This is a genomic window from Mucilaginibacter sp. BGA-UO-ETr-C110, assembly GCF_059567985.1.
In genome coordinates, this window is the sequence record NZ_JCAQPB010000002.1 from 1,258,849 (window position 1) to 1,276,086 (window position 17,238).

Genomic DNA, 17,238 nt, shown 5'->3' on the forward strand with positions numbered 1-17,238 from the left:
TCTTGTGATCTGCCTCAAATTCATGGTTGACTTAGCCAGGGCAGCTCAACGTAGAATGTGGTGCCATTACCTGCTTGACTATCAAACCAAATATGTCCACCGTGCGCTTCCACTATCTGCTTGGAGATGGCCAGCCCCAAACCAAAAGGTTGCTCTCCGGCTGTACCTGGCCGCTTGGCCTCTGTGAACATATCAAAGATCCTGGCACCCATTTCGGCGGGTATGCCAATGCCATGATCTTCCACCGCGATCACAACCCATTCTTTTGTTTTCTCCAGCCGAACGACAATATGAGCCCCGCTGGGGCTGAACTTGATCGCATTTGTGATTAGGTTACTCACCAGTCGCCATATCTTCTCCCGGTTCACGGGCAGGGTAACCGGTATGGTCTGTAGCTCCACTATCTGCCCTTTAGCTTCAGCCTTATGACGTAGCAGATCGGCGCAATAATGTAATATTTGGGAAAGGTCAACATTTTCTTTTTGCAGATCCTCAGTGCGGGTATGCACTTGAAGCAGGTCGCTGACCATCTCCAGGGAATTCAGTCCGGAGGTCCTGATCAATTCCAGCATCATTCGCTGGTCTTCAGACAGCCCCGTCTCATCTAACATCAGCGAAGCTACCGATGTGATGCCACCAATAGGATTTCGCAGATCATGCGCCACGATCTGCATCATCCGGGTATTGTCCTGCTGGCTTTGTTCCAGCGCGCTGAGTGTTTCCCGCATCTGTTTGTTCTGTTCACTGATCTGGCTATTGAAACGACGGGAGGTATTGTACAGCCGGTAAATAAAGATCAGCAGTAAGACGATGATACTGCATACAGCAGTTAGCAGCCAGATCTTGATTCTGTTGCTTTTATTGCTAATCTCAAGTAACCGGTTATTATCCCTGATTGTATTATACTGGACGTAATCCCCTATGAATTTTTTTAGGTTTTCATTCTCGACGGTGAGCGCATCGGCAATTAAACGACGAACACGGATAATTTCATCCTTGTTCCCCGATGACTCCGTATAGGCTAAGATGATCTTGAGTATCTTGACCTGTAGATAAACATAACCCTTTTCCAGGGCCAAATTATAAGCCCGGTTATAATAATGCAAAACACTATCTGGCCGCTTTTCATAATAAGCTGCATACAGGCCCAGGGAGTTGATTTCAAAATATTCCATTCCGGCCTTTTGGGATTCCGCCAACGATTTTTGGATCATAGGTAGAGCTTCCGCCGTACGGCCCCGATTAAGCAGGCTTTGTGCCTGCAGCTGGAGGGTGACGATCAGCATCCGCTCATCTTTATACCGACCAGCGATATTGGTAGATTTCCGGAGATAATACTGCATACTGTCATTCGGTAGGTTGGTGTTAACAATGCAATAATTGGCATAGATCATACTCATAATACTGTCCTTTCGAAGTTGCCTGCCGGTTTGAATGGCCCGGAGCGAAAATGATTTGGCTCTTAGCGTGTCCCCAATACCTAAATACACGGTAGCCATATTCATCAGCACTTGGGCCGTATTTCCGGTATCGGATTGCATTTGGTAAGCTGCGAATGTTTTGCTGAACAAGTCCAGGGATTCATGAAATAAACCCTTTAAGAAAAGCGCCGAAGCGATCACATTGTCGGCGTCTGTCTCACCTTTATGATAACGTAGTCGTATTGCTATGGACTTAGCCTTCATGCCGTAATAAAAACAACTGTCGGGATTCTTCAGGTGATAAAGCATGCCAATACGGTTAAAGCTGTTGACTATGTGGCTGCTGTCCTTGATCAAAGGTAAACGGTCTTGTTCTTGCCGAATTAAGGCGGATTGTCCCTGTAGAGTGCTATGAAAGAGGCAAAATAATAGGAACGGGGCAACCGGAAAGATCCGTTTCGGCAAGCGCATGTTGAGAGTCATAAAATACTGAGTTCAAGTTACAGTTTTTATCGATATTCCGGTCAAAAGAATTGTTCACCTTTTGCCGGGAGAAATAGTGAGGGACTAACCGCCAGCACCAGCACAAAAAAAAGCCGTTTATCTTGCGAGAAACGGCTTTTTTTAGAAGTGCGCCCACCTGGGCTCGAACCAGGGACCAAAAGATTATGAGTCTTCTACTCTAACCGACTGAGCTATAGGCGCGGTTATTTTGTTTTTGTTTGCGGGTGCAATTTTACATATTTGCCGTCAAATTACAAAACGCTTTTATGGAAAACATTAAAAATATCATCTTCGATTACGGTAACGTTATATTTAGTCTGGACTTTTTAAAGGGCCAGGCAGCTTGGAAAGAGTTGGGTATCAATAATGCAGCTGATTTTTTTGGGCATAAACAACAGGATGTAATTTTTGACAAATTTGATAGGGGAGAAGTTACTGCCGATCAATTCCGCGACTATATCAGGCAAAAAACAGGCAATCCTGAACTCCGCAATGATCAAATTAATGCGGCCTGGAATAGCATGCTGCTCGGAATCGAGGCTGGTAACCATGAATTATTACTGGGTTTAAAGGATAAGTACCGTACGTTTTTGTTAAGTAACATCAATGAGATCCATTACGAGTATATCATGAACTATCTGAAAACTGATTTCGGCTTTGATGGTAATGATCATATTTTTGAAAAAACTTACTATTCCCATTTAACAGGTAAACGCAAACCCGAATCCGCAATTTTTGAGTTAGTATTAAACGAAAACAATCTAAACCCTTCCGAAACACTGTTTATTGATGATAGTCCTCAACATTTGGCGACCGCTCAAAAGTTGGGTATACAAACTTTTTTAATGACAGCTCCAGATACTTTGCAACAATTTTTTAAAAGAGAGAAATTATAGTTATTATAATTTTTGATACATAGACCCTGTTTTTCATAAGTCAGCTTATTTGTACATCCCCAAAAGTGGGTTTACATGGTTTACATAATTTATGGTTTACATTGTTGTAATGAATTGTAAATAAGTTGGTTATGGTAATATATTGCAAGAAAACTGGGTTTACATGTAAACCCAGTTTTCTTGTTTTTTTTAACTAATAATAAACAATGTAATTAATTATTAAATCTTCAATTACTTATCCGGAAAAACGAGTGTGATTAAAGACCCAATATTTCGTGTCGCTGTTACTTCTTTCAAATTGTTTTTTAATGGTCTCATAATCAGAAGTTTATATTTGTATGCTAATCGTATTTAGTATCAACTCTATAAAATGATCCATTACGTTAAGCGGATCCTTACTGAATTTATTTGTTGAACGGTTAGCAAGAATCACATTAAATGAAAGTGCCTGGTGACCCAAACAAGCAGCAAGGCCATATATTCCTGCGGTTTCCATTTCCAGATTAGTAATTTGCGAGCCATTAGAGCTTTTAAAGGATGAAAGTATAGATAGAAGGTTAGGTGTAGATGATTTTGCGCGTACTTGCCGACCCTGCGGCGAATAAAACCCCGGAGCAGTAAGTGTGATGCCGTGCGAAGCTATGTTTCCCAATTGTGTGAGCAGTTTTTCTCCTGCAGGTGCGTAATAGGGTTTAAGATCGAAGTTGGCGTTAATGGCTTCATGAAATTCCTGTAAAAGTTGCCCGTCGTGATCACTTAACTCGTGTTCATAAAAATGCATAAGCGCGTCTAAGCCAAAAGCACCTGACGATATCAGCAGGCTATCAATGGGAATATCAGGTTGCACTGCGCCGGAAGTTCCAATGCGAATAACGTCGATACTGCGAAGCTGTGAATGGAGTAAACGCGCATTAAAATCGATATTTACAAGAGCATCCAGTTCATTTAGCACGATGTCTATATTATCAGTGCCTATACCTGTTGAAATAACCGAAATCCGTTTACTACCAATGCTACCGGTATGCGTAATAAATTCACGTTTACCTTTTTTTAATTCTATATGGTCAAAAAAACGACTAACCATGGGAACCCTGTCGGGGTCACCAACTAAAATAATAGTGTCGCTTATATCTTCAGGAAGCAGGTTTAAATGGTAAATGCTGCCATCGTCATTTAAAATAAGATCGGTTGTTGAAATTCTTTCCAAGTGGATTGCTATTAGGTAAATTAAAATTAAACAAATAAAACCGATAGGAGTTTTTATGATATCGAGCTGCGGTCATTACTCTTGTTTGGCTTTTATCCCATAACCTTTAGTTATTATCATTGTTAATGAACAGTTAATCTAAATGAAATATCTGAGAAGCAATTTTGACACAATTTTTAACTTTGGTTGTAACACCTTAATAAAAAGTATATCAACGTAAATTGTTAAACAAAATAACAACTCCATAATAAAAATATGAAAACCCTTTTAAGTGTACTTTTGATACTGATTTTACCTCTGCGCCAGTGGAGTGATGGTGATGACAATATACCTATGAATAAAATACAGGTGATAGGATCACACAATAGCTATAAAGAAGCTATATATCCCACCTTATTTAAGGCCTTTCAACAACAAAATCCCGAAGCTGCCGAAAAGATCGATTACGAGCACATTGGTTTATCAGATCAATTGAATATGGGATTGTTAAATTTAGAGATTGATGTTTATGCCGATTCAAAAGGAGGGAAGTATGCGCATCCGAAGGGTTTGGATTGGGTAAAAGATCAACCCCCGTTTGATCCCGAAGGTGAAATGAAACAACCAGGCTTTAAGGTATTTCATATCATTGATCTTGATTTTCGCAGTCATTGCTTAACTTTTAAAGATGGTTTAAAACAGTTAAAAACATGGTCTGATGCGCATCCGGATCATAATCCCATTTTTATTACCCTGGAGCCCAAGGATGAGAAACCAAAAGATCCAAACCGTACTGCTCCTGAAAAATTCACTGAACAAACGCTTGATGAGTTGGACAAAGATATCAGAGATGGTTTAGGTAATAGCCTGATAACTCCCGATATGGTCAGGGGTAAATACGCGACATTGGAAAGCGCTGTATTGCATGGTAATTGGCCAACATTAAAAGCAGCCCGTGGTAAGTTTATATTTATAATGGATAACACCAAGGACGACCGGGATCTGTACATCAAAGGTCATCCATCCTTGAAAGGGAGGGTTTTGTTTACCAATACAGATCCGGGCAATCCAGAGGCTGCTATGATGATCAGAAATAATCCAAAGGACCCGGAAATAAAGGAATTGGTTAAAAAAGGCTACATCATCCGCACCCGTGCAGATTCAGATACCGAACAGGCCCGCGCAAATGATAAAAGTGATTTTATAGCCGCCTGTAATTCAGGAGCGCAAATCATCACTACCGATTATTATTTGAAGAGCACCCATTTTAAATCGGATTATGTGGTAAACTTTGAAGAAGGAAACAAATATTTTAGGTTAAATCCCACGTTTAATAATACCCGGCAGAATAATGGTACTGGAAAATAAAATGGCTTACAATAGCCGTTTTGCCAGGAATTAAATAATAATTGAGCCGCAATACTTCGGTGTATATTGGCATTTAGCTGTAATTTTATACTTTTATCCCTATTATAGCTAAGTGTATGTATTGGTACGAAGAAGAAGTTAAAGGACTTGAGAAAGAAAGATTAAAACTAACATATGAACCGTCAACGCTGTTCTACGGAAGTTCATCGATAAGGCTGTGGGATGCGCTATTTGACGACTTTAAACCATTTAAGCCAATTAATTTGGGCTTTGGTGGTTCAACACTTGCGGCCTGTTCCTGGTTTTTTGATCGCGTTGTTGCTCCTTACGATGCTAAATCTATCGTTGTATACGCAGGTGATAATGATCTGGGTGATGGAAGACATCCGGAAGAGATCTTTATTTTTTTTGAACAGCTTGCCAATCAAATATCGCAAAGGTTTGGCTCTATTCCTTGTTACTATGTTTCCATTAAACCCAGTATAGCGCGCTGGGATCTCATTAACTCACTCCGGTATACCAATAATATTATTGAAAATGAGATCATTAAACGGGATGATAATTGGAGGTTCATCAATATATATAACAAGATGCTGAATAAAGATGGATATCCTGATAAAGAATATTTTCAACCAGATGGTCTCCATTTAAGTAAAAAGGGGTATGCTTTGTGGAAACAAACTATTTATGCCCGGCTTTCAGAGAATTTTCATGCAGAATTAATATAAATATCACATCATAGAGGCATCTTGCATATAATAGTATGAACAGAGAATACACGCGATGGTATAGCCCGGTTCTTCAGAAAAATATGGAGATGCTGATATTTGGCCATAGCGGAGCCTCTGTTCTGTTTTTCCCGGCAAGAATGGGGCGGTTTTATGATTACGAGAACTGGCGTGTGATTGAATCACTGCGTCATAAAATTGAAAATGGGCATATCCAGGTTTATTGCGTGGATAGTTGTGACACTGAAAGTTTTTATAGTTCAGGATTTCATCCATCGGTAAAAATATTACGGCATATTCAATACCAGCAGTATATCCTTGAGGAGGTTATGCCCTATGTAGATGTTAAAAACCCCAATTCATTTAAAATTGCCGCGGGTTGTAGCCTGGGAGCTTATCATGCGGTGAACATATCATTAAGACATCCGGGTGTATTCAATAAAGTGGTTGGCATGAGTGGCAGGTACGATCTGGCAACCAAAATAGGGCACTACGAAGATCTGTTAGAGGGGTATTGGGACGAGAATGTATATTTTAACATGCCATTGCAATATATCCCCAATTTAACAGATGAGCATAAACTTGAAATACTCAGACAGCTGTATATAGTTTTGACAGTAGGGAAGGAGGATATTTTATTGGATAACAATTATACATTAAGTAACCTGCTAACAGAGAAAGGCATTAATAATTCGTTGTATGTCTGGGATAACGAAGCCCATCAAGCCCGTTCATGGCGACAAATGGTAGTCAATTATTTATAAGACCTCCGCTTGCCTATTACTTCCTTATAGATTAACTAAGTTAATGATAGTGAAAAGATGATGAGCTTCATGTAGCAGGAATCGCTCTGTCCATTTTACGATATTTAAATTTCCAAAAAAAGGGTGCGATCCTTTTTTATCCGATTGATTTTCAGGGATAGTATTAATCAATTGTATGATATCCAGTCTGTCTGCACTAATTTGTTGTATCAGTTCTTCTGTAGATTTATTTTGCCAGCTTATAAACTCCGGGTCATTATCAGCTTTATAACTGCCAAATGAGGGGTTGTCAGTATTTAAAATTTGATTGATTCGTTCAATAAATACATGTTGATATCTTGCTAAATGTGCAATGTTATCATGGATATTCCATTTATCAGGCTGAGGTCTTTTAAACAATTGCTGCTCATCAAGATTTAAAATGAGTTCGCCAATTGTTTCATGCTGAAATTTTAGTCTGCTTGTTATAGAATTACTGATTTTCATATCAAGTTATGGTTGCTATTTAAAAACAATATTAGTAACAATTATGATAATTTAGCATCGCTTAACTTTCAGTATAAAGTGTTAGTGTAATTTTACCGGTCAGGAACAAAAAATGAATAATAAGAGTCGCAAAATATTTACCCTTATTTCAGGGTTGGCTATATCGGTTATGGCTTGCCATAATATAAACAATAATAAGAAACCCGCCGATAATGAGCAGGCCAATATGCATAGCGCCTATGATGACAGTACGTTAAATCGAAACATATTACCTGTTTTAATGCCCTATAACCGGATTATTGATCCAGCTGGCAAAGTTGTTTCGTTTGGTGATCCAGGCGACGAAAACCACAGCATGGATGTAAGACTTATACCCAACAGCAAACTTATAGCTGTTGAAGACAGATATGGCATCGCCCTGATTGATACAGTATTAAGTAAAGTGGTCACCCGGTGGACGTACAAACAGGATGCCCGGTATCGTGGGCTTTCCAGTACTTACTCAGGATTAAAGGTTTTAAAAACAGATAAGCAAACACAAATATTCTGGAGCGCGGCCGCCGGCAAAGGGAAAGATTCTAAATCGTATGTTTTTCAGGCAATTTGGAATGGCGAAAGCATCAGCATAAAAAACACCTTTACTTTTAAAGCCGAAGGAGAATCGCCTTTGGCATTACCAAATGATCTGGCTATAAATAACGAAGATGGTGTAGATTTTTTATATGTGGTTTTAAATGGCAATAATCAGCTGGTTAAAATTGACCTATCGACCAATAAAACTGTTTGGACAAAACCTACCGGTGTTGCCCCTTATGGCATTGTGATAGCCAAAAGAAAAATTTTTGTAACAAATTGGGCCGGTCCCAACGCCATTGATACAGTGAATAGGGAAACTGCTGGTGTACCGTATGGCAAAACTTATATTGACCCCAAAACCGGAGCTACCGCGCAGGGTACCGTTATGGTAATGAGTTTAGAAAAAGGGGATGTAATTAAAGAGATACCGGTTGGTTTACACCCCAATGCAATAATTAGCAGTACAGATGAAGCATTTGTTTATGTAGCCAATGGTAATAGCGATATGGTATCAGTTATTTCCACAAACGTTCTGCAAAGTGTCGATGCGATTGATGTAAAGTTAAATCCGGGTAAAAAAAGTTATATAGGCGATACCCCGAACGCATTGGCTATTAACGAAGAAAGTACGATCTTATATGTAGCCAATGGGCTTGACAACGCGGTTGCTATAGTAAAATTAGGATCAAAAGCGGCAACAAAGGGCATGGGGAATAGTACTGTAAAGGGTTTTATACCTACAGAAGCCTACCCGGGCGGACTTGCAGTTGATAATAATACGCTATTTGTAACCAATCTGGAAGGGGAAGGATCGCGTATAAGTAGCAAAGAAATGGGTAAGGGTGGGGCAGATGCTGAGATAAGTGAAAGTAGCCCGGAGGCATACAATTCGCATCATCAAAAAGCAACGGTATCTATTATCCCAATTCCCGGTGAGGCACAGTTAAAGCAATATACTCAAAAGGTAAAAGACCTTAACCTGAGTTTCAGGCAACAAATTGCCCAGCTATTACCCCGGAAAAATATCCCTGCACGGCCAGTACCTGAACGTATAGGTGAACCATCCGTGTTTAATCATGTGCTTTACATTATCAAAGAAAATCGCACCTATGACCAGGTTTTAGGCGATATGCCTGAAGGAAATGGAGCAAAATCATTATGTATCTATGGAGATAGCGTTACACCTAATCAACATAACCTGGCCCGTAATTTCTTATTACTCGATAATTATTATGCATCTGGAAAGTGTTCTGCCGAAGGTCATCAATGGACAGATGCAGCTATGGTGACCGATTATGTTGAAAAAAGTGTACGGTCATGGTTCCGCAGTTATCCGCATGTGCAGGAAGATGCTCTGGTGTATGACGGGAACGGTTTTATATGGAACAATGCGACAGATCATGGCAAAACAGTAAGGATATACGGCGAAGCTTGTGCGGTACATTTTGATGAAAAATTAAGCTGGAGCGATATTTACAACAATTACAATGCGGGTAAACCTTTTGCGTTCAAAAACACCAGTACCATATCCAGGGTACGGCCCATGTTGTCGCAAAACTATCCTGGTTCTGATGAACACAAGATCAACGAACAATTGCGAGCAACTGCTTTTATTAAAGAACTAAATGAGTATGAGCAAAAGCCCGGCGATCAGCTGCCTCAGCTGATGATCATGGCACTTTCAGCCGATCATACGGTAGGTACACGACCTGGATTTCCTACACCAGATGCCATGGTAGCTGACAATGACCTGGCTCTTGGGCGTATTGTTGAAGCAGTATCAAAAAGCCGTTTTTGGAAAAATACGGTGATTTTTGTTACCGAAGATGATTCACAGGCTGGCTGGGATCATGTTTCGGCATATCGCACTACCGGTTTTGTGATAAGTCCTTATAGCCGCTTGCAAAGTAAGGTGAGTAAAAACTATAATCAAACCTGTATAGTACGTTCCATTGAGCAAATACTTGGTTTGCCTCCAATGAACATCATTGATGCAACCGCTTTACCCATGTTTGATTGTTTTACTAATAAACCATCAAACTATACCTATCAGGTAGTAAAAAATAAAATTCCATTAAATAAACTTAGCCCTAAACTATCCTCCCTCAAAGGAGCGGCATTACATTATGCGCAACAATCATCAAGACCAGAGTATGATCATATTGATGGGGGAAATGATGATGTGATGAACCGTATTTTGTGGTTTGCGGCCAAAGGAAAAAAAGCATACCCAGCTAAACTGGCCGGAAAGGACACTGATAACGATGATTAAGCGGCTTTTTTTCAGCGGAAATGTTGTTTAATGTATAAATATGCCAATATAATGTCCTGTTATGTTGTAATAAATTTACACATTTGCCTATCAAAAACATTTCTTAATTAATTTAAGCTGTTATTAAATGTCGTCCATTGTGAGTACACAGGAACATATTCGTCGTATTCAGGTTAATGATGATGAGGCGGCATTTAATGAGCTTTATGGATTGCATGAGCCCAGACTAAACAAATTTGCCAATTCGTTTTTAGGTGATCGGGAGGTGGCGCAGGAGATTGTAAATGATGCGTTTTTGAAAATATGGACAGGACGCGGGAATCTGGATACCATAAAGAATTTGCAGGTTTATTTATATGTCTTGATAAAAAATGCCTGCCTGAACCATTTGCGAAACACCTCTACCAAAAAAGTCAAGGAACTTCAGCTTACCGAAACCTATTATTTCCGGTTATCTGTTGATCCTTCTCACTTACTCATTAGCAAGGAGTTGGAGACAAGGGTTTTGAATGCGGTTAACCTATTACCGCCCCGTTGCAAACTCATATTTAAAATGGTTAAGGAAGATGATCTTTCCGTTAATGAAGTGGCTGATATTCTTGGTCTTTCCAATAAAACCGTTTTTGCTCAGTTAGCCATCGCTATTAAAAAATTAGATGACGCACTTGGCGGTAATTAAACTCCGGCATTTGATTAAGCGGTCTAAAAAAAAGTTTTATTTCTTTTAGGAAAAAACAATAGTTGTGTGTCCTTATAGGGTATACAAATTATTATGGGCAAATCCAGGTTTATAGAGTTAATGGCTAAAAGTATGGGCAAAACCGCCACTACAGAAGAATTAGCCGAACTTAACGTGTTTCTTGAACAATTTCCGGAATCAAAAAAAATGCACCAGGTTACGGCTGCTTTAAAAGGAAGCACGAAACAACCTGATACTGTAAAACAAAAAGATATCAGTACAAAGCTTGAAGAGCTTTGGTATAAAATAAAAAGCTCGGACGAGAATTCGAATACTTTTAACAATACAAGTAAGGTAAAATCTTTATTTAATTGGCAGTGGGCGGCCGCAGCTATTTTGGTATTAGGTATAGCAGGGGGCTTATTTTATACATGGAAGTTTCGGCAGGCTGGTCAGGCTGCAAGATTGGTTATGCATGAAGTTCGGGTTCCTTATGGAACAACCCGGAAATTGGTAATGCCTGATGGGACTAAAGTAATGCTGAATGCCGGGAGTACCCTTACTTACCCTGAAACATTCGCAAAAAATACCAGGGACGTTACGCTTAACGGTGAAGGCTTTTTTGAAGTAACCCACAATGCTAAAAGACCTTTTCTGGTACACACCAACGCGCTAACCGTAAAAGTACTCGGAACCGTATTTAATGTTAAGGCTTATAATAACGACAAAAATATCGAAACTACCTTGCTCAAAGGTAAAGTACAGGTTGAATTGGAAAACAACCCAGAGAAAAATATTGTCCTGTTGCCCAACGAGAAGTTATTGGTGGCTAATAACCAAACCCCAACCCACTCACAGGGTACCGGCAATCTGAAAGAAGCAAAAATAGAATACCAGGTAATTACCCTGCCTGCTGTTAAAGCCGATGAGATCAAAGAGACCGCCTGGCTTGATAACCGGATATTGTTTACTAATGAATTATTTGAGGACGTTGCTAAACAAATAGAGCGAAAATATAACGTGCAGATTGTGTTTGAAAACCGGGCACTTGAAACCGAGCAAATAAGTGGCCTGTTGGATAAAGAGTCACTGCAAGATGCTCTTCGGATCATTGAAATAACAACCCCATTTAATTACCACCTGGATGGGAAGACAGTTTATTTGTCGAAAAAAGAGAAACAAAACTAATTTAATTAACCCCTAAAACTAACGCGTATGACATTGAAACATTACTTATCAGATTCCTGACATCCAATAAACAAGGGAAGAGCTGGCACTCCTCCCTGTAAAAACAAATCGGATTTTTATTAACAAGAGTAAGGTGTTGTAATACAGTACTTACTCTATCCATTAATTTTCAAAACAAATGTAATGAAAAAAACAAGAAGGGTATTTCCGCTTCAGGGTGCCCCCGTATGTCTAAAAGTTATTTTGCTGATGAAAGCAGTTTTCCTCCTAATTCTGGTTACATGCATGCAAGTTTCGGCAACAGTGTATTCTCAACAGAAATTTACACTGAGCATTAAGCAAACCGAAGTAAGCAGTATATTAACCAAAATTCAAAAACAGAGTGATTATCGTTTCTTTTACAACTACACCTCCATCAAAAAATTAGGTAAGGTTGATTTGGATGTAAAAGATGCTACGATAGATCAGATACTAAGCAGCCTTATTGATAATAAACTTTCCTACAAAATGGGTGATGATCATGTGGTGATCATATCCAACCAGGAAGATGCCAGTCGGCAGGCTATAATTAAAGGTAAAGTGGTTGATAAAACCGGTGAGCCATTAATTGGGGTTAGTATTAAGCTACAGGGAACAAATATTGGTGTTACGTCTGATATCAACGGTAATTTCAGTATTAATGCGCCTGATGACGGTACGCTGGAGTTAACTTATATTGGCTATGCAAAAAAGGTTGTTCCTATTGCCGGCAATAAAAGCTTAACCATTACGATGGATGCCCTGCCATCGGCCTTAACCGAAGTTGTGGTGGTAGGTTATGGTACTACTAAAAAGATAGATGTTACCGGTGCTGTAGCCAGCGTAAAGGGTAGCGATATTCAAAACCTTCCTGTAGCATCAGCAACTCAGGCTTTGGATGGCCGTGCAAGCGGTGTTAATATTGTGCGTAACGATGGTTCGCCGGGTGCGGCTTCAAGCATCCGTATCCGTGGTACGGGTACGATTAACAATGCCAATCCGCTTATTGTTGTTGATGGGGTGCCAACCAGTGATCCCGATGCTTTGAGTGATATAAACCCCAATGATATTGCTTCTGTTGACATATTGAAAGATGCGTCTGCAGCCGCGATATACGGTACGCGTGCAGCCAACGGTGTTGTATTGGTAACTACTAAAAAAGGTACATACAACCAAAAGTTGGCTACCAATCTTAATTTTTATAATGGCTTCTCAAATACCACTAAATATCTTAACCTGTTAACCGCTCCTCAGCTTTACCAATTAAAAAGAGAGCGTTACACTAATGATGGGGTAGCTATTGATGCGCCGTGGAATAATGATTATTATGCTACTCAAAGAACCGATTGGCAACGTGCTATCATGAAGACAGGTCACGTAATTAATGGCGATGTTAACCTGCAGGGTGGCAATGAGGTATCTACCTATTATTGGTCTACCTCGGTTTATAATGAGGATGGTATAATTGATAAAACCAATTTTAAACGCTTTAGCACCCGCTTCAACTCGGAGCATAAGGTATCCAGCTGGTTAAAATTGGGCGAAAATATCCAGTTAAACTACGCTAATAATGTTGGGTTTGATAATAACAACTCGCAAACAGGTTTGATCTTTTCTGCACTACGTTTCAACCCTGCTATTCCTTTGGTTAATCCTGATGGTACTTATGGTACATCAAAAGCATTTGCCAACCAGTTAGGTGATATCAACAGCCCTTATGCCACTATACAAGAAGCGGACAGGTTTAATAAAAAATACCGCGCTTTAGCCAATGCCTTCGCAGAGATCACTTTCTTGAAAGAATTAAAGCTTCGCGTAAACTATGCTTATGACGGTACCTTAAATCGTGCTTACAATTTCAGCATAGCAGATGTTAACCAGGCAAGGCAAAATACTACCTCTCAGCTAACTCAAACCGAAGGCGAACTTTCATCTCAGTTGTTAGAGTCGTTCCTGACTTATGATAAAGTGTTTGGAAAAAGTCACGTAACTTTTACAGGTGGCTATTCTTACCAAAACTTTAAAGCATATGGCTTTAGTGCGTGGAGGGTAGGATATGATGATACATCAGAAGATCAGCGCGTACTTGGAACAGGTAACAGCCAGTTCAACAATAGCGTACGGGTAGAGCCATCATCGCTTCAATCGGGTTTTGGAAGGTTATTTTACGACTATGACGGCCGTTTTCTTGCTACGTTAACTTTCCGTGCAGACGGATCATCCAAATTCGCACCATCAAAAAGATGGGGTTACTTCCCGGCATTCTCTCTGGGCTGGAGATTATCTAACGAACAATTTATTAAAAACATTAGCTGGATAAGTAATTTGAAATTATCAGGAGGGTATGGCGAACTGGGTAACCAGAACATTGATCCTTTTCAATATACAAGTTTGATTAGGCTTGGCACTACTTATGAAAATAATGGCTACACCTTTGGCGGTGTCGGATACACCGGTGCGGCAGTTTATAGCCTCGCTAACCCGGATATTACCTGGGAGCGTACAGCGATGACCAATATTAGCTTGGATGCTGGTTTTTTAAATAACCGGTTAAATACAACCGTTACATATTTTAACAAAAACACTAAGGATATGTTAATATCGCCACCGGTTGTAGGTTCGGCCGGTTCGGTGGCTATTCCTAACCAAAACATCGGTACCATGAACAATAAAGGTATTGAGGTTGAGATTAACTACCAGGGTGGCGATAAGGTGAAATATTCGATTGGTGCTAACGCCTCGTTTATCAAAAACAAGGTAACCAAACTTAATGGAGAAGGAACCTTTATTAGTTCAACAGTATATGGCCGTTCAAGCCAGGAAATTTCCAGAACATATCAAGGCCAACCAATAGCTTCGTTCTACGGATGGAAAACAAATGGTTTGTACCAAACACAGGCCGAAATTGATAACGATCCGGCACTTAAAAATGATTCGCGCAAGGCTAATATCAGGCCTGGCGACGTCCGTTTCCTTGACCTTAACGGCGATGGCCTGATTGACGGTAACGACCGTGCAAACCTGGGCAATCCTAACCCTAATGTTACCGCGGGTTTACAAGGCAGCATATCATACAAAGGCTTTGATTTCTCGGCAAACTTTACCGGTGTATTCGGTGTGAGCCTTTACAATGCCGATAGGATGCAGGGGATTGATCCAACCTATCCGTTTAACCTGTATGCCGAAAGTTTAGGCCGTTGGACAGGCGCGGGTACCAGCAACACCATCCCTCGTTTATCGCTTGATCGTGCTAATGATAACTACCGTACATCCGACATGTTTGTTGAAAGCGGAAGCTATGTAAGTCTTAAAAATGCCACTTTTGGCTATACACTTCCCGCGAACTGGTCAAAAAAGGCAACTTTAAAAAGCGTAAGGTTATACGCTTCCGGTCAAAACTTGTTTTTTATAACCGGCTATAAAGGCTATACGCCTGAGTTGGGTTATACCAACGGCAATTTGCAAAGAGGTGTTGACGTAGCTCAATACCCATCGGTAAGGACAATAACATTTGGTGTAACAGTTAAATTATAACATCATCATGAAATCGAACAAAATATTATATACGCTTGTATCACTGGCCCTAATGGGCAGTGGCTGTAAAAAAGCGCTTGATTTAAAGCAACAAGGTGTTTACAGCTCTACCAATTATTTTCGTAATGAAGTTGATGCCGTTAACGCGATAACCGGTATCTACAGCATTTTACCTGAAGAAGATTATATAGGCCATGCCGAATCAACATTTGATACCCCATCCGACGATTACTGGCGCTCAGGCGACCACGGCGAGGACGAAGGTATCGAAAACTTGACCTACGATGCTTCAAACGCGGCTATCAGGTATCCCTGGAAATGGAGATATGAAGAAATTAACCGCGCTACCAACTGTATCATTAATATTCCTAAAATAACAGCCATATCTGCCACGGTAAAAAACCGTAGCATGGGCGAGGCCTATTTTTTAAGGGCTTTTGGTTACTGGCGTTTGATGATCATCCACGGGGATGTGCCTATTATTACTGAAGCTGATTATACATCGCTGAATTTCAATGTTGCAAAATCGCCTATTGAAGCTGTTCGTAGCCAAATTGAAGCTGATTTATTGAAAGCGGTTGATTTGTTGCCTGAAAGTTATGGCGCCACTGATCGTGGTAGGGTAAGTAAAGGAACAGCATTAGGTTTGTTAACCAAGTTGTATATGTATTGGGAAAAACTTCCTGAAGCCATTACAACCGGTCAAAAGGTGATCTCAAACCCGGCCTATGCACTTGCTGCTAATTACCAGGATAACTTTACCCGTGCCAACGAAAGCAGCACCGAATTGCTGTTCTCTATCCAGGCTGTACAAAACGTGGTTCAAAACGATTTTACTGTTTATTACATCCCGAGGCCTTGGGGCGGATACGGTTTCAGTCAGCCATTACAGGGACTTGCCAATGAGTTTGAAGCTAATGATCCGCGTAAAGCTGCAACCCTGCTAAGCGTTGGAGACAAAGTAGATTTGGGTGATGGCAATGGCTTAACAACCTTTACTGCCGATCTTTCGGCTACCGGTTTTGCTTTTAAAAAGTATGCCGTATTCAATACTGCCGCTAATGGTGGTGGTGTCGATCACACTTTCGCAGTACCATTGATGCGCTCGGCAGATATTTACCTGTTGGTAGCAGAAGCGCTAATCCGTACACAAGGAGCGGGGGCTGGAGATGCACTGATCAACCAGATCAGGCATCGGGCATCGCCTTTATTAAAACCAGTTTCTGGTGCAGGTATGAAGGAGTTGATCCACGAGCGCCGTGTTGAATTGGCCGGCGAAGATCAGCGCCATCAGGATCTGATGCGTTGGGATAAAGACAAGATCGTAGATATCGCTGCGATATACAATCTTTCTATCTCAAAAGCGCCGATAGATCAATCTAAGAATGTCATATTTGTTCGGCCTAAAAATTACTATTTCCCGCTTCCGCAGGTTGAAATTGATAAGAGTAAAGGAGTTTTGATACAAAACCCTAACTTTTAAAGGATGATAAAATAAACTACCGGCAATCAGGATAAAAAGTTCTCTTGCAGAATACTTTGTTCTGATTGCCGGTGTTTTATAATTGCCCGGTTACGCTTGCTTTAATATCTTCATAATTTTTATTCAATAAACTAT

General features: G+C 40.3%; 12 protein-coding genes and 1 tRNA gene. 9 read left to right on the forward strand and 4 right to left on the reverse strand.

The genetic code is table 11. From position 1 onward, the window contains the following. Nucleotides 1-20 precede the first annotated feature (20 nt). Together AC57BQ_RS06505 and AC57BQ_RS06510 are read right to left on the reverse strand one after the other, a co-directional pair. Nucleotides 21-1,778 carry an ATP-binding protein gene (locus AC57BQ_RS06505; protein WP_496405500.1) on the reverse strand — a complete coding sequence of 586 codons (1,758 nt, stop codon included), beginning with the start codon at nucleotides 1,776-1,778 and terminating at the stop codon, nucleotides 21-23. 274 nt (nucleotides 1,779-2,052) lie between these two features. Continuing rightward, nucleotides 2,053-2,126, reverse strand: a tRNA-Ile gene (locus tag AC57BQ_RS06510). A 65-nt stretch (nucleotides 2,127-2,191) separates the two neighbouring features. Between AC57BQ_RS06510 and AC57BQ_RS06515 the strand changes: the two genes are divergently transcribed. Continuing rightward, nucleotides 2,192-2,821 carry an HAD family hydrolase gene (locus AC57BQ_RS06515; protein ID WP_496405501.1) on the forward strand — a complete coding sequence of 210 codons (630 nt, stop codon included), beginning with the start codon at nucleotides 2,192-2,194 and terminating at the stop codon, nucleotides 2,819-2,821. A gap of 328 nt (nucleotides 2,822-3,149) precedes the next feature. Here AC57BQ_RS06515 and AC57BQ_RS06520 read toward each other — a convergent pair whose 3' ends face one another. Beyond that, nucleotides 3,150-4,028, reverse strand: coding sequence for a nucleoside phosphorylase (locus AC57BQ_RS06520; RefSeq protein ID WP_496405502.1), 879 nt, complete (start codon nucleotides 4,026-4,028; stop codon nucleotides 3,150-3,152). Between the two features lie 255 nt (nucleotides 4,029-4,283). Here AC57BQ_RS06520 and AC57BQ_RS06525 point away from each other — a divergent pair, with 255 nt between their 5' ends. From AC57BQ_RS06525 to AC57BQ_RS06535, 3 genes are all read left to right on the forward strand, one after another. After that, nucleotides 4,284-5,375: a phosphatidylinositol-specific phospholipase C1-like protein gene (locus AC57BQ_RS06525; RefSeq protein WP_496405503.1), complete on the forward strand. Its 1,092-nt coding sequence runs from the start codon at nucleotides 4,284-4,286 to the stop codon at nucleotides 5,373-5,375. 116 nt (nucleotides 5,376-5,491) lie between these two features. Then, nucleotides 5,492-6,103 (forward strand): GDSL-type esterase/lipase family protein, encoded by a 612-nt coding sequence (locus AC57BQ_RS06530; RefSeq protein WP_370997975.1) that lies wholly within the window; start codon nucleotides 5,492-5,494, stop codon nucleotides 6,101-6,103. 35 nt (nucleotides 6,104-6,138) lie between these two features. After that, nucleotides 6,139-6,867, forward strand: a complete 729-nt coding sequence (locus tag AC57BQ_RS06535; RefSeq protein WP_496405504.1) for an esterase family protein — start codon at nucleotides 6,139-6,141, stop codon at nucleotides 6,865-6,867. 24 nt (nucleotides 6,868-6,891) lie between these two features. Here the strand turns inward: AC57BQ_RS06535 and AC57BQ_RS06540 are convergent, their stop codons facing one another. Beyond that, a complete protein-coding gene (locus AC57BQ_RS06540; protein WP_496405505.1) occupies nucleotides 6,892-7,353 on the reverse strand; it encodes a DinB family protein in 462 nt (153 codons plus the stop codon). A gap of 112 nt (nucleotides 7,354-7,465) precedes the next feature. Between AC57BQ_RS06540 and AC57BQ_RS06545 the strand changes: the two genes are divergently transcribed. The 5 genes from AC57BQ_RS06545 (at nucleotide 7,466) to AC57BQ_RS06565 (ending at nucleotide 17,103) form a co-directional block, all read left to right on the forward strand. Then, on the forward strand, nucleotides 7,466-10,201 hold the full coding sequence (locus AC57BQ_RS06545) for a bifunctional YncE family protein/alkaline phosphatase family protein (protein WP_496405506.1): 2,736 nt from the start codon (nucleotides 7,466-7,468) through the stop codon (nucleotides 10,199-10,201). A 139-nt stretch (nucleotides 10,202-10,340) separates the two neighbouring features. After that, nucleotides 10,341-10,880: an RNA polymerase sigma-70 factor gene (locus AC57BQ_RS06550; RefSeq protein WP_496405507.1), complete on the forward strand. Its 540-nt coding sequence runs from the start codon at nucleotides 10,341-10,343 to the stop codon at nucleotides 10,878-10,880. A 93-nt stretch (nucleotides 10,881-10,973) separates the two neighbouring features. After that, nucleotides 10,974-12,068, forward strand: coding sequence for a FecR family protein (locus tag AC57BQ_RS06555; protein WP_496405508.1), 1,095 nt, complete (start codon nucleotides 10,974-10,976; stop codon nucleotides 12,066-12,068). A 285-nt stretch (nucleotides 12,069-12,353) separates the two neighbouring features. Continuing rightward, complete coding sequence (locus AC57BQ_RS06560; protein WP_496405509.1) at nucleotides 12,354-15,620, forward strand: TonB-dependent receptor; 3,267 nt, start codon at nucleotides 12,354-12,356, stop codon at nucleotides 15,618-15,620. A 7-nt stretch (nucleotides 15,621-15,627) separates the two neighbouring features. Next, on the forward strand, nucleotides 15,628-17,103 hold the full coding sequence (locus AC57BQ_RS06565; protein ID WP_496405510.1) for a RagB/SusD family nutrient uptake outer membrane protein: 1,476 nt from the start codon (nucleotides 15,628-15,630) through the stop codon (nucleotides 17,101-17,103). Nucleotides 17,104-17,238 lie beyond the last annotated feature (135 nt).

Bases quoted from the DNA above. Each gene is read 5' to 3' on its own strand.
- AC57BQ_RS06515 (WP_496405501.1), top strand. From the start codon at position 2,192: ATGGAAAACATTAAAAATATCATCTTCGATTACGGTAACGTTATATTT.
- AC57BQ_RS06525 (WP_496405503.1), top strand. From the start codon at position 4,284: ATGAAAACCCTTTTAAGTGTACTTTTGATACTGATTTTACCTCTGCGC.
- AC57BQ_RS06530 (WP_370997975.1), top strand. From the start codon at position 5,492: ATGTATTGGTACGAAGAAGAAGTTAAAGGACTTGAGAAAGAAAGATTA.
- AC57BQ_RS06535 (WP_496405504.1), top strand. From the start codon at position 6,139: ATGAACAGAGAATACACGCGATGGTATAGCCCGGTTCTTCAGAAAAAT.
- AC57BQ_RS06540 (WP_496405505.1), bottom strand. From the start codon at position 7,353: ATGAAAATCAGTAATTCTATAACAAGCAGACTAAAATTTCAGCATGAA.
- AC57BQ_RS06545 (WP_496405506.1), top strand. From the start codon at position 7,466: ATGAATAATAAGAGTCGCAAAATATTTACCCTTATTTCAGGGTTGGCT.
- AC57BQ_RS06555 (WP_496405508.1), top strand. From the start codon at position 10,974: ATGGGCAAATCCAGGTTTATAGAGTTAATGGCTAAAAGTATGGGCAAA.
- AC57BQ_RS06560 (WP_496405509.1), top strand. From the start codon at position 12,354: ATGCAAGTTTCGGCAACAGTGTATTCTCAACAGAAATTTACACTGAGC.
- AC57BQ_RS06565 (WP_496405510.1), top strand. From the start codon at position 15,628: ATGAAATCGAACAAAATATTATATACGCTTGTATCACTGGCCCTAATG.